At 32.3% G+C, this 13,932-nt stretch carries 14 protein-coding genes; 3 read left to right on the top strand and 11 right to left on the bottom strand.

Annotated features, from left to right (window positions below; genetic code table 11):
- Positions 1-2: 2 nt before the first annotated feature.
- The 3 genes from ABEB31_RS15960 (at position 3) to ABEB31_RS15950 (ending at position 3,184) form a co-directional block, all read left to right on the top strand.
- Entirely contained in the window at positions 3-794 is a 792-nt protein-coding gene (locus ABEB31_RS15960; RefSeq protein WP_347052641.1) for a sensor histidine kinase, read from the top strand.
- A 114-nt stretch (positions 795-908) separates the two neighbouring features.
- A complete protein-coding gene (locus ABEB31_RS15955) occupies positions 909-1,574 on the top strand; it encodes a response regulator (protein WP_347052640.1) in 666 nt (221 codons plus the stop codon).
- A 350-nt stretch (positions 1,575-1,924) separates the two neighbouring features.
- Positions 1,925-3,184, top strand: coding sequence for an asparagine synthetase B (locus ABEB31_RS15950; protein ID WP_347052639.1), 1,260 nt, complete (start codon positions 1,925-1,927; stop codon positions 3,182-3,184).
- On the opposite strand, the gene ABEB31_RS15945 is transcribed toward ABEB31_RS15950, so the two are convergent.
- From ABEB31_RS15945 to thrS, 11 genes are all read right to left on the bottom strand, one after another.
- The gene (locus ABEB31_RS15945; protein ID WP_347052638.1) at positions 3,181-3,984 is read right to left on the bottom strand and encodes an endonuclease/exonuclease/phosphatase family protein; all 804 of its coding nucleotides are present in this window, start codon (positions 3,982-3,984) and stop codon (positions 3,181-3,183) included. The two genes, ABEB31_RS15950 and ABEB31_RS15945, sit on opposite strands and share 4 nt — an antisense overlap.
- Positions 3,985-4,051: 67 nt before the next feature.
- Entirely contained in the window at positions 4,052-4,219 is a 168-nt protein-coding gene (locus ABEB31_RS15940) for a hypothetical protein (protein ID WP_347052637.1), read from the bottom strand.
- A gap of 143 nt (positions 4,220-4,362) precedes the next feature.
- On the bottom strand, positions 4,363-5,031 hold the full coding sequence (locus tag ABEB31_RS15935; RefSeq protein WP_347052636.1) for a response regulator: 669 nt from the start codon (positions 5,029-5,031) through the stop codon (positions 4,363-4,365).
- Between the two features lie 9 nt (positions 5,032-5,040).
- On the bottom strand, positions 5,041-6,792 hold the full coding sequence (locus tag ABEB31_RS15930) for an ATP-binding protein (protein WP_347052635.1): 1,752 nt from the start codon (positions 6,790-6,792) through the stop codon (positions 5,041-5,043).
- A gap of 24 nt (positions 6,793-6,816) precedes the next feature.
- Positions 6,817-8,460, bottom strand: coding sequence for a sensor histidine kinase (locus tag ABEB31_RS15925; protein ID WP_347052634.1), 1,644 nt, complete (start codon positions 8,458-8,460; stop codon positions 6,817-6,819).
- A gap of 246 nt (positions 8,461-8,706) precedes the next feature.
- The gene (locus tag ABEB31_RS15920) at positions 8,707-9,141 is read right to left on the bottom strand and encodes a carboxymuconolactone decarboxylase family protein (RefSeq protein ID WP_347052633.1); all 435 of its coding nucleotides are present in this window, start codon (positions 9,139-9,141) and stop codon (positions 8,707-8,709) included.
- A gap of 80 nt (positions 9,142-9,221) precedes the next feature.
- Complete coding sequence (locus tag ABEB31_RS15915; RefSeq protein WP_347052632.1) at positions 9,222-9,794, bottom strand: Crp/Fnr family transcriptional regulator; 573 nt, start codon at positions 9,792-9,794, stop codon at positions 9,222-9,224.
- Between the two features lie 141 nt (positions 9,795-9,935).
- Complete coding sequence (gene rplT / locus ABEB31_RS15910; RefSeq protein ID WP_008464948.1) at positions 9,936-10,280, bottom strand: 50S ribosomal protein L20; 345 nt, start codon at positions 10,278-10,280, stop codon at positions 9,936-9,938.
- A 183-nt stretch (positions 10,281-10,463) separates the two neighbouring features.
- Positions 10,464-10,661 (bottom strand): 50S ribosomal protein L35, encoded by a 198-nt coding sequence (gene rpmI, locus ABEB31_RS15905; protein WP_026727505.1) that lies wholly within the window; start codon positions 10,659-10,661, stop codon positions 10,464-10,466.
- 138 nt (positions 10,662-10,799) lie between these two features.
- Entirely contained in the window at positions 10,800-11,351 is a 552-nt protein-coding gene (gene infC, locus ABEB31_RS15900) for a translation initiation factor IF-3 (protein WP_347053019.1), read from the bottom strand.
- Between the two features lie 22 nt (positions 11,352-11,373).
- On the bottom strand, positions 11,374-13,320 hold the full coding sequence (gene thrS, locus ABEB31_RS15895) for a threonine--tRNA ligase (RefSeq protein ID WP_347052630.1): 1,947 nt from the start codon (positions 13,318-13,320) through the stop codon (positions 11,374-11,376).
- Between the last annotated feature and the right edge of the window lie 612 nt (positions 13,321-13,932).

Genomic DNA, 13,932 nt, shown 5'->3' with positions numbered 1-13,932 from the left:
TTATGAATGTTAATTCGTTACCAGAAAAAGAGATTGTAGCAATTATTTTATATGTCTCTATGTTTCTAATGATTTTAGCAGTGGTTCTGATAATCTTCTTTTATTTTTCCAGACAGAAAATCATTCAAAAAGAATTAGAAAAAGTAGATTTGATCCTTCGGTACCAACGAGAACAACTGCATGCCGTTATTATAACACAAGAAGAAGAACGTAAAAGAATTGCACAGGATCTGCACGATGATATTAGTTCTAAATTAAACATTGTTTCGCTAAACAGTCACTTGCTGACGGCACCTAATCTTACTGAAACTGAAACCGCTGAGATCACAGAAAACATTATTAATTTAACAACTAAAGCTTTAGAAAATTCGAGAAAGATTGCTCATAATCTGCTTCCTCCTGTGTTCGAAAAATTCGGATTAAATGCCGGAATTGAAGAATTGTGCGAAGAATTTGAAACCAGTAAATCTGTCAAAACGTATTATAAAAATGAAATCAATTTTGATGAAAAAGACATCGACAGGCATTTACATGTTTTTAGAATTTTACAGGAGTTAATGAATAATTCACTTCGTCACGGAAAAGCTACAGAAATCTGGATTTCATTTACAACTAAAAATGGCGTAAATACTTGTGATTACGAAGATAACGGAATTGGTTTTGATAATTCAGATACAGTACATCAAAAAGGTCTGGGAATGAAAAATATAGATAGCCGGATTTCATTTTTAGAAGGAACGATTAAGATTACTTCTGAAATTAATAATGGAATCGCAGTAAATTTCACATTTTAATGTTAATCTTAGTGTATTTTAAAGATTTTAATTAATAAAAATTAGTAATTAAGCTTTTTATAAATCATATTTTGTAATTTCGGCAGACCAAAAAACGAACTAAAACCAAATAAGATGAATGCCGCTATTAAAATTGCACTAGTCGATGACGAAATTTTATTTCGCAAAGGAATTTCTTTTTTATTGCAAAGAGAACAAAATATCGATATTATTTTTGAGGCTTCAAACGGAGATGAACTTATTTCGCATTTAGAAAAAAACGAAATTAAGCCCGACATCATTATAATGGACTTAAAAATGCCAGTTTTAAACGGTGTCGAAGCAACCAAAATTATTCGAAAAGCATTTCCCGAGATCAAGATAATTGCATTGACAAGTTATGATACAAAATCATTTATTGCCAATATGATTCAGGTAGGTGCCGTTTCTTATTTAATAAAAAATACCACTCCAAAAGATTTAATTCATACCATCAACGAGGTCGCTGTTAAAGGATTTTATTATAATGAAAGTGTTTTAAAAACAATTCAGGACACTATAATATCTCCTAAAAATTCAAAAGGCGGTTTAGAAACCAATTTCCTTTCTCCCCGGGAAGTTGAAATTCTGCAATTAATCTGTCAGCAGAAAACTACCGCCGAAATTGCAGACCATCTTTTTTTGAGTCCCAGAACAGTGGAAGGGCACCGAAATAATCTGCTTCTTAAAACAGAGTCCAGAAATATTGCAGGATTGGTGGTATATGCCATTCAAAATGATCTTGCTGTACTCACGCTATAAACTTTATGCCGTAAGAAACTGGATTGACAATACATAATAAAGTATAATTGTGAAGACAAGAACACATATTCCTGCTTTTTGAATTATATTCATTCCCTTTTCCTGATTATTACTATCATTAAACTTCATGGTGGTTTCTTTTTTATACATTTGATTAGTTTTATGACTTGGGATAGCAAATGTATATAGAATATTTAAGCATGCTATAGGTGTTTATACCCGTTTTTTAGGATGATGTAAATCAGGTATTTATACTTGTTTTATAATTTAACATTGCATTAAGTTAGAAAACTTTCTAATGATTCTGTTTTTCCATACTTCCTTTATATCTTTACTAAAATAATTTTCGAATGAATAGGAGTTTATTCTGCATTTTTATACTACTTGTTACATTTAATGCAAAGGCATCGTTCTTATTACTTCCGATGGACGAATCGACACAACAGAATCATTTAAAAGCTTACGGTATCACATATTGGTGTTTAAGCAGGGATTACAAAGCAAGCTGGTTATTAAATTATCGCGGCGGCTCTTTTTTGCTTCCAGATGTGGAGGAAATTAGGAAAGAATGCAAAATTAGAGGAGTTAGCTTTGAAGTAATTTCAGATAGTGAGCAAGCTTCAATTCTAAATGAAATTTCAAGTCCTTCGCAGAATATGGAATCTGTTATTTTAGAGAAAGCTCCAAAAATTGCTGTATACACTCCAAAAGGGAAGCAACCCTGGGATGATGCAGTAACGTTGGTGCTGACGTATGCCGAAATTCCGTTTACACCTATTTATGATGAGGAAGTTTTAAGCGATCAATTGTTAATGTATGACTGGCTGCATCTTCATCATGAGGATTTTACAGGTCAGTACGGTAAATTTTACGCCGCTTATAAAAATACTCCATGGTACATAGATCAGAAAAAAGATGCCGAAACATTAGCAGCTAAATTGGGATATCAAAAAGTGTCTCAGGAAAAAGGGGCAGTTGCGAAAAAAATCAGAGATTTTGTAATAGGAGGTGGTTTTATGTTTGCCATGTGTTCTGCAACAGATAGTTTTGATATTTCTCTCGCAGCAGATGGGGTAGACATCTGCGAAACCATGTTTGATGGCGACCCAAGTGAATCCAATTATCAGTCTAAATTGAATTATAATAATTCGTTTGCTTTTAAGAATTTTACTCTGGAAAGAAAACCGGAGGTTTATGAGTTCTCAGATATTGATATGACGACTAAAAGGCGTATTTTAATGGAGAAAGATTATTTTACTTTAATGGAATTTTCTGCAAAATGGGATCCGATTCCCAGTATGTTATGTCAAAACCACACCCAATTAGTAAAAGGATTTATGGGACAAACAACATCATTTGATACCTCGCTCATAAAATCCAATGTTTTAATTATGGGAACCTGCGAATTAAATGGTGAATCCAGATACATTCATGGTGAAAAAGGAAAAGGAATGTTTACTTTTTTTGGAGGACATGATCCGGAAGATTTTCAGCATCAGGTGGGTGATCCGCCAACCGTTTTAGATTTGCATCCCAATTCTCCGGGTTATCGCTTAATTTTAAATAATGTTCTGTTTCCTGCGGCACGAAAAAAGAAGCTTAAAACTTAATTTATAGAAAATTCAAACCAAACCGGAATATGATCTGATACTTTTCTGGCGTTTTGAAGCGAATCAAAATCTTCGTAAAATTTAATTATTCCTGCATTCGATACTTTTAGGCTGGCTGTTTTGTAAAAAATATTGTCAAACTCAGATGCGAGACAAATATCGTTTTTACATTTTTGCTTCAGTGTTGTCTTTTGATTTTTTAAAATTGAAGCATATCCCATTTTTTTTAAGGGAATAAAAACCGAATGTTTTTCGGGACAATTAAAATCACCCAGAAAAACGAGATTTAAATTAGGATATTGGTTTGGTAAAAACTTGAAATATTTAATTTCAGTTTCAGGTTGCATCTTTTTGGTAATAGCATGAAAATTAACTAAAGTAATAGTTTTTCTGTCGATTTCGAAAGTACCAAAATACGGTTCCCGATCAATCTCAAGATTGTATTTTTGTTCCAGCCATGGCTTGTCTTTCAATCTGGCTTTATGGGTTTTCCAGATAAAAGCATATCGTTCGGTTTTATAGCTGCTGCTGCTTGTTGGATTACTAATTCTGTAATCCCATTTGGCTCCCTTCTCATTAAGTAATTGCGCAAGCTTTGCAACAGTTTGAGCGCCGCCCTGACCTGCAACAATTTCCTGAAGAGCAATTATATCATAATTAGAAATAGTTTTAGCGATGTAATTTAACTCCGAATCAGATTTTGATTTGCCAAAGTTTTCCAGATTCCAGGAAAGAACTTTGGTTTGTCCGAAAGATAAAAAGGCAAATAATAGTAAAATAGCGCTGAGAACGTTTTTCATGTAAATTAAAATAGAAATCAAAGATAAATATTCTTATCTACAATTATCAGGCCTTTCACATCATGAATTAATGCTTTTTGTATCTGTTTTTTAAAGCAGTGCTAATTATAATAATTTGTAAAACTAATAATGCCGGAATAAATATTATTTTCCATTCAATTTCAAGCCAGCCGGTTTTTTCAGAAACAAAAGCAAAACTTATTGATAAAAAAAGACAAAGTAACATTGTTTTCATTATGATCATATTTTGAGTTGTATTGATTTTTGCGAATAAGGTACTCGCGCTATTTCTTGGTTTCATTTGTTGGTTAATAGATGGTTATAAATTAATAGTCATAAGCACTTTGATCCTTTACTCAAATCTTAAGGAACAAAATGTTATACTAATCCAAAATCCTTTGCAATTGCTATAAGATGAACATTATTATTGGCTTTAAAATAAATTTTTAGTTTATTAATTCTTTTCTCAATGCTGCTTGTGCCGTTTGGTGTTATAGACAAATCTTTAAATTCTTTTGATATACTCTCCAAAATATGTCCCTGCGAAAGAAGTTTTAAGATTGAAATATCATACGATTCAATTTCAATTAATGTTCTGTCATTAAAACTAAAAGACAAATCTGAAGAAAGTACTTTTTCATCATTATTATAGGTACTTTTAATGGCATTTTTTAGTTCAGTAATACTATTTCTTCCTTTAGAGACATAAGCATTAATTCCTAGTTCATTAAAAAGAGTTTTAATTCTGTAATTCTTATCTTCAATGGAAAAAACAATTTTTTTAAGCTTAGGCTGTACTTTATTTATTGCCTCAATAAGTTCGTCTCCACTATTTAAAGTTACTTTTCTGTGATCTGTTTTAAACGAAAGATCCGTAATTAATAAATCGTAGGGCTCTTGGTCAACTATAGCTTTTTTTACTTTGAGCAAACCTTCATCGCAATATTTTACGTGATGAATTACTGGAATTTGTAATTCTTCAAGTACTTGAATTACAGCTATACTAATACTGTCGAGGTCCTCTGCAACTAAAACTTTTTTAAACATATTCTGGTCTTATATTGGAAATGTGAAACTAATCTTAAGTTTGTTTTCTAAACTTGTTTCAAAATTAAGTTTTCCTTTTATTGTTTTAATACGGTTTTCCACATTTTGTAGTCTTTTTTTTAAGAGGCTTACTTTTTTATAAGTTTCGCTGCAATTGTCCGTATAACTTATTGTTATTTTTTTATTGTCATTTTTAAAAGTGATACTAACCAGGGAGGCATCATCCAGAACTTTCATATTTCCAAAAATTTCCTGAATAACTCTAAAGACAGTAATTTTTTTTACACGATCAATTCTAGACCATGTAATAGTATTCAATCCATTTACAATGATATTTACATGAGAAGAAGTAAAAACGGAGATCATTTCTTTTAAACCATTTTCATAGTTTTCGTCAGTAAGAATGATGCTGTTTTCTTTGGAGATGTTTCGTGTTTTGATGTAAATATTATTTAAATCGACCAGAAATTGTTCCTTATTTTCTTCGATTTTAAAATTACTGTTTTTTGCAAATGTTAAAACCTCGAGAATGTTTTTGGTGAGTTCGGTTTGAAGTTTTGTTGAAATGCGCATTTCGCTTTTAAACACAATGTCATTTCTCTCTTTTTTATCCTTCATTCTTAAATAAATAAATAAAGAAAGTGAGATTATTATACTTATAAAAATTACAATATAAGAGATGAAACTTCTGTTTTTTTGTCTTTCCAATTCTAACTCATTTTCTATTTTTTGATTCTTAAGTTCTAGATTTTCTTCCTTGTCTTTTTTTGCATCATATTGAATACTGGCAAATTCATTTTTCGATTTTTTTAAGCTAACAGTTACACTATCAATAAGTCTGTTATAAACCGCCCAATGTCTTTTTGCATTTTGAGCATCATCAGCTTCGATGAGATTGCCCAATGTGCTGATTTGATTGGTCATCGATTCTGCTCTTTTGGCGCAGTCATACGCCTTCTGGGCATTTATTCTTTTTAGTTGCGGATTTTCGTATTTTTTATAATATAAATAAAGAGCATAATAATTACCGATCAACTCATAATCATCGTGGGTTGGGAGAGTTAGATCTAAACTTTCGTTAAAGCACTTTAATGCCAATTCTTTATGATTACCCAGACGTAAATAACACAGGCCAAGATTATATAGTTTTGCAGAGTACTGAACGTCGGTGTTTGGAGGATCTATTTTGTCCCTAATCTTTCTTTTGATAAGTGGTGCTAGTAAATCTATTGCCTCCTTATATTTTTTTTGGCGCATGTATATAAATGCGATATCAGATATTATACACGATTTTCTAAATGTGGATACAGCCTTTTTTAACGCTTTCCGCTGGTAAAAAAGCGCTTTTTCATTATCTGAAGTTCTAAAGTAATTATTTCCCATTAGTGAATAGACATTAATGGTAAATTTGGGCATTGATGTTTTTTCTAAATACGGAAATGTCTTGGTGAGAGTAGTTTCAGCTTCGTAGAAATTCCCGCATCTTTGCTGTACATCTGCAATACTTGTCAATGATCTTACATAATCATCTGTGTACTCCCGTTTTGGATTGCATAATAAATTTGCTTTCGTATAGTAGAAAACAGCGCTGTCACTTTTTCCTGACTCGTAATAGAAATCTCCTGTTTTCAGCAATTCCTTTATTTCAGCCTTATTTTTGTTCTTTGGTATAGCGTTTTGCTTTTTGTTCTCGCAAGAGGCGATTACAAAAAGCATCGTAAGGAATAGGAATGAAATTTTAATTGAATGGGAAATTTTCATTTGAGCTTTTAATGAAATGTTTAATTAGAGTGGAATTTTTATTACAACCTTAAAACCTTGATTCGGACTTGAAGATACATCTATAGCTCCTTTGATTTTTAGAATTCTGCTTTCTACATTATGAAGGCCATTTTTAAATATGATTTTTTCTGTATCAATGCCCTTTCCGTTATCGTTATAATTAATTAACATGTTTTTTTCCAGTTGTTTAAAGCTGATTCCAACAACAGAAGCTTCGCTGTATTTTCGCATATTTACCAATAATTCCTGTAACACACGATAAATGGTGATTTTTTTATCTTTCTCAATTTCCTCCCATGGAATAAGATCGAGTCCGTTTAAAATTAAATTTATGTTTAAGGTGGTGAAACCGGAAATCATTTCTTTCAGTGAGGAAATATAGTTCTCATCAGTAATAATGTAGCAGTTTTCTCTTGAGATATCTCGGGTTCGGGAATATATTGCAGCCAAATTACTTAATAATTGTTCTTTATTTTCTGCGAGAGATAAATTTCTGTTTTCGGCGAAAGCCATCGTGTGATAAATATCGTTTGCCAATTCATCATGCAATTTTTTTGAAATTCGGGTTTCACTATTATAAGCAGCTTCGATTTTATCTTTATTGGCTTTAGAGGTCAGATAATAGTATAAAATTAAAATGAGGCAGATACTCAGAATTATGATGATATAAGATATGATGTTTCTGTTTTTTTGTCTCTCCAGTTTTAATTCATTTTGAGACTGATATGTTTTTAGTTTTAAATTTTCTTGCTTCTCAAGTTTAGAATCATATTTTATTTTTGCAAATTGATTTTTAGCTTGTTGTCTTACTTCAAAAATGCTGTCTACTAACCCAACATATATAAGAGAATATTTTTTTAAATCGATGGGAGAACTATTTTTTATTATAATTTTTATAGCATTGAGTTTGTCGTCTATATTGCCCAATTCTCTAAAACTTTTATAAGCATTTAATGCATGTTTTTTTGCCTGCGAAGAATCTTTATAGGTATCATAATAAGTGGCAAGATTTAAATTACTCGCACCAATACCAGAACTATCTTTGATTTTATTTCTAATCTGTAACGCCTCATCCAAATATTCAATACCTCTGGGATCTTGTGTTTTAAAATAACAAAAACCAATATTATCTAATGCATTGGCATAGCTTTCAGGTTTTTGTCTGATTTCTTTTTTTATAGATAAGCGCAGAAATATTTTTAATGCTTCCGCATATTTTTGTTGGGCGATAAGAAGATTTGCAATATTACTTTTTGTTAAGGATTTTCTGTTTTCATCAATATTTAGATTCAATGCTTTATTGAAATATTTTTCAGCAACTGTAAAACGATAGGTTTGAAGAGCGTTGCTGCCTAAGATAGTGTAGGTATTCCAGATCTGCGTTTGGTCTTTTACAGATTTTAAATAAGGAAGTGCATTCTTGATCGTTGTTTCACTGCCAAGAAAATCACCGTGATGTGACTGAATCTCTGCCATGCAGTTAAGGATGCTTACATAATTACCGGGATCTGTATTTGGATCACAAATTAGTTTTGCCTTATTATAGTAAAAAAATGCGCTGTCGATATTATTATGATTTTTATAAAACTGTTCTGCCTGAGTGATATTATTTTTAATTTCGATTTTATTATTTAATTCTTTTACCATATTTCCAGTTTTTTGCTGACACGAAAAAAGAGTTATTATAGTAATAATAAAAAAGATAATTATTTGAATTCTTGGTATCATGCGCCAAAAATATATAATTCTATAAATCTCAAAAGAGTATAAATACGGTATTTTTAATTATTTTCAATTTGCTGTTTTTTTGATTCTCATTCTTAAATAAATAGAAAAGCCCTTTAGTAATAAGGGCTTCATAATTGTTAAATGTTGTAAATTTATACTGATAAATTACACGGCGCGTAATCCGGTAGTAATGGCAAGTCTATTCCATGAATTAATTGCAATAATGGCCAGGATAATTTCAGCAAGATATTTTTCATCAAATAATTGTGCTGCATTTTGATAAACTTCATCTGTAACATGATTGGCAATTAATGTTACTTGTTCTGTTAAAGCTAAGATCGCTTTTTCTTCTTCAGAATAAATATCGGCTTCACGCCATGCACTTAGCAAATAAATCTTTTGTTCCGAAACTCCATATTTTCTGGCGTCGGCAGTATGCATATTTATACAAAATGCGCAGCCGTTAATTTGTGAAGCGCGGATTTTAATTAATTCTTTATGTTCAGCGGTTAATGAAGTGGTAGAAATATATTTTTCTAAATTCATTAAAGCCTGATAAGCATCTGGAGCAACTTGCGGAATAACAATTCTTGATTTCATTTTTATTTGTTTTAAAAGTTCATTACAAAGGTCAGTAATGTATTCCCCAAAAAACTTGAACTACTTCAAGAAATTGTTTTTTAAACTTTTCCGGCTCGTATCTTGCTCATAAATTCTGCGGAAAAGTCGAGATAAGATGCCAGCATATATTGCGGAACACGCTGAACAAAATCGGGATTCAGATTATTGAAATGATTGTAGCGCTCCTCTGCAGACATTGTAAAAAGAAATTTAATGCGCATTTGTGCAGCGCCAAAAGCTTTTTGAGCAACAATTCTAAAATATTTTTCAAGTTGTGGAATCTGATCTAATATAGAATCCAGCTCAGATTTGTCAAGAGCAATAACTTCGGTGGTTTCAACAGCCTGAATATAAAAGTGAGAAGGGGAGTTGTTGTGATAACTTAGATAATCAGTGATCCACCAGTTTTCTACACCAAACTGCAAAGTTTGTTCTGTACCTTTAGAATTTATAATATATTGGCGCATGCAGCCTTTTGCAATAAAATACATTGCATTGCATATTTGCCCTTCCTGTAAAACGTGATCTTTCCTTTTTATTTGAGAAACGTTCAGGCAGGATTTTAGTACGTTAACTTCTGAAGGTTCCAGATGGACAAACTTTTGAATGTGATTTATAATGACGTTCTCCATTTTAAGATAGATTATAATAGTAAATTTAATGTATTATAGTTTAATAACTTTTCAGGTTTATATAAAAATAAAAAACCATTCGCGTTAACGAATGGTTTTTTGTATATAAGTAAGTAATCTTAAATTGAGTTTATAAAACGTTTATTTTACTTTATTAAGAATAGCTTTGAAAGCTTCCGGGTGATTCATAGCTAAATCTGCAAGAACTTTACGGTTCAATTCAATTCCGTTAGCTTTAACTTTTCCCATGAATTGAGAATAAGACATTCCCTCTAATCTGGCTCCAGCGTTGATACGTTGAATCCATAATGAACGGAAATTTCTTTTGTTTTGTTTTCTATCGCGGTAAGCGTAGCTCATCGCTTTCTCTACTGCATTCTTAGCAACCGTCCAAACGTTTTTACGTCTTCCAAAGAAACCTTTGGCTTGCTTCATTATTTTTTTTCTTCTTGCTCTTTTAGCAACTGAATTTACCGATCTTGGCATAATTTTAATGTGTTTTTGTAGCAGGCGTCCCGAATCAAATCAAGAGAACTTAAAGGCCATACTCCAAGGTTATATAAATAATTTTTAACCTAAAGAAAATCTTTAGTCTAATGTTTTAAGTCAAAGGTCAAAAGTCAGCTACTGACTTTTATACTTTATGACTTTCTAACTTTTGACTTATAATTAGATAATTCTTAATTGTTGTTTAATGCTTTTCATATCTGTTTGGTGAACTAGCGCTGAGTGTGTCAAAGCTAATTTACGTTTTTTAGATTTTTTAGTCAAGATGTGACTTTTAAAAGCATGCTTTCTTTTAATCTTTCCAGAACCAGTAACTTTAAAACGTTTCTTGGCGCTAGATTTTGTTTTCATTTTAGGCATTTTTCCTAGTGTTTTAATTTATTCTTACTTACTTATTTCTTTCTACGCTTTAGGCTTTTTGGCTTAGACTTTACGCTTTTGAAAAGTCTATACATTTGCAAAAGCGTATTGCTTACAGCTTAAAGCTTACGGCAATAGTTATTTCTTTTTTTTCGGAGCAATGAACATAATCATTCTCTTTCCTTCCAAAACTGGCATTGCTTCAACTTTACCATGTTCCTCTAAATCCTGAGCAAGACGCAATAAAAGAATCTGACCTTGATCTTTATAAATGATAGAACGTCCTTTAAAGAAAACAAAAGCCTTTAATTTAGAACCTTCTTTTAAGAATTTTTCAGCATTTTTTCTTTTAAATTCATAATCATGCTCGTCAGTCTGAGGACCAAATCTAATTTCTTTTACGACAACCTGAGACGACTTAGCTTTTAATACTTTGTCACGTTTCTTTTGTTCGTAAACAAATTTCTTGTAATCCATGATTTTGCAAACCGGTGGTTCAGCGTTTGGCGAGATCTCAACTAAATCCAATTCAAATTGATCAGCTAAACGTAATGCCTCTGCTAGTTTAAAAACACCTGGTTCGATGTTCTCTCCAACTAGTCTCACTTCTTGTACACCACGAATAAAATTGTTTATTCTGTGTGCATCTTTTTTTTCTACTCGAGGTTGAAAACCTCTGTTGCTTCTTATTGCTATGACTTTATAATTTAAGTTAAACTGTAAAAACTTTTAGTGTCTTATTTATTTCTTCGTTTACAATTCTGACAAATTCTTCGATTGTAACTGTAATATTCCCTTTTCCTTCCTGTCCGTGACGACGAATAGAAATCGTTCCATTTTTCTCTTCTTCCTCACCCACAATCAGCATAAACGGTATTTTCTGCATTTCTGCATCTCTAATTTTCTTACCGATAGTTTCATTTCGGTTGTCAATTAGGGCGCGAATTTCGTGATTTTCTAGCAAATCTAAAACTTTTTTAGCATAATTTTCGTATTTCTCGCTCAAAGACAATATAATAGCCTGTTCAGGCATTAGCCAAAGTGGGAAATTTCCTGCTGTATGTTCTAGTAAAATTGCTATAAAACGTTCCATAGATCCAAAAGGAGCTCTATGAATCATTACTGGTCGATGTAATTCATTATCAGCACCTTTATAAGTCAACTCAAAACGCTCCGGCAAATTGTAATCTACCTGGATAGTTCCTAATTGCCATTGTCTTCCAAGTGCGTCCTTAACCATGAAATCTAGCTTTGGTCCGTAAAATGCAGCTTCGCCATATTCAACAACAGTATTTAAACCTTTGTCTTTGGCTGCATTGATAATTGCATTTTCAGCTTTCTCCCAATTTTCATCAGTACCAATATATTTTTCTCGGTCTTCCTGGTCTCTCAATGAGATTTGAGCAGTGAAATTTTCAAACCCTAAAGAACCAAATACGTATAGTACAAGGTCAATTACTTTTTTAAACTCTTCGTCTAATTGCTCCGGAGTACAGAAAATATGGGCATCATCCTGAGTAAATCCTCTAACACGGGTTAAACCATGTAATTCACCAGATTGCTCATATCTGTATACTGTACCAAATTCAGCATAACGCTTCGGTAGATCTTTATAAGACCAGGGTCTAATATTGTAAATTTCGCAATGATGAGGACAGTTCATTGGTTTTAATAAAAACTCTTCGCCTTCTGCCGGTGTGTGAATTGGCTGAAAACTATCTGCACCATATTTTGCGTAATGGCCTGAAGTAACATATAATTCCTTCTGTCCAATATGTGGAGTAACTACCTGTTCATAACCTGCTTTCTTTTGGGCTCTTTTTAAGAATTGCTCCAAACGATCGCGAAGGGCAGCTCCTTTAGGTAACCAAAGAGGTAAACCTTGTCCAACCTTTTGAGAAAAGGCAAACAATTCAAGTTCTTTCCCTAGTTTACGGTGATCACGACGTTTAGCTTCCTCAAGAAGTTCAAGATACTCCGTTAAATCCTTTTGTTTAGGAAATGAAGTTCCGTAAACACGAGTCAATTGTTTGTTCTTTTCGTCTCCTCTCCAGTAAGCACCAGCCACACTCATGATTTTTACAGCTTTGATAATCCCGGTATTCGGAATATGACCTCCACGGCATAAATCAGTAAAAGTAGCATGATCACAAAATGTAATAGTTCCGTCTTCAAGATTAGAAATCAATTCTGTCTTGTAAACATTGTCTTTATACATTTCTAAAGCTTCTGCTTTAGTTACAGGACGCATTTTAAAGTCGTATTTCCCTCTTGAAATCTCCAAGATACGATCTTCGATCTTTTTAAAATCAGCTTCAGAAATTTTCTGATCTTCAAAATCCACATCATAATAAAATCCATTAGCAATTGCGGGTCCTAAAGTAAGTTTAATTCCAGGATACAATTCCTCAAGAGCCTGAGCCATTACGTGCGAAGTCGAATGCCAGAAAGCTTTTTTTCCTTCAGCATCATTCCAGGTATATAAAATAAGATTACCGTCGGTCGTTAATGGAGTTTCGGTTTCAATAGTTGTACCATTAAAAGATGCAGAAATAACATTTCTTGCAAAACCTTCGCTAATGTTTTTAGCGACCTCCATTGGAGTTACGCCCGAAGCGAACTCTCTAATTGACCCATCGGGTAAAGTAATCTTGATCATTGTTTATAATTTTGTGAATGCAAATATAGCGCATTAGTAAAATACATACAATATATATGTAGAAGTTTATACTAATATAATAAGAGAGTATAAGTAAGGTGTGTCTAGAATTTTATGTTCATATATATATAATAGTATAGTTTGTGCCACAACCCAACAGGTTTTCCAAAACCTGTCGGGTTTGTTTTTTATACATTATATATAAGTAGAAGTTTAATCTCCTAACAGGTCTCCAAAACCTGTTAGGTGTTTCGAAGGCTTTGTCAGGCTGAGCGAAGTCGAAGCCCTAGCGGTATTAGAATAAAAATAATAAGGAGCTTAATCCTGCTGTTCTTCCAAATCTTTTCCCTCCCATCAGGGCTATGGCAGCAGTTTTCAAGAGAAACTTACAGAGAATTGGAGATCTTTAAGGTTCTCAGAATATATATAGAAGATAAAACAAGCTTAAATCTTAAAAATTCCGCAAAAAAGAGAAACGCACAATGGCAGAAATTGTCAATAAAGCATCATTTTTAAGAAAAAACATACAGAGAGTCAAAAAAAGCGTATCTGTAAAAATTACGTTATCAGTGTGTTAGGAAAAAGAATAAAAAAACATGGAAAAAATGCAAC

Origin of the sequence: Flavobacterium olei, from assembly GCF_039749035.1 — a bacterium.
GTDB classification, from domain to species: domain Bacteria; phylum Bacteroidota; class Bacteroidia; order Flavobacteriales; family Flavobacteriaceae; genus Flavobacterium; species Flavobacterium olei.
This window is presented reverse-complemented; position numbering and strand designations above follow the sequence as displayed.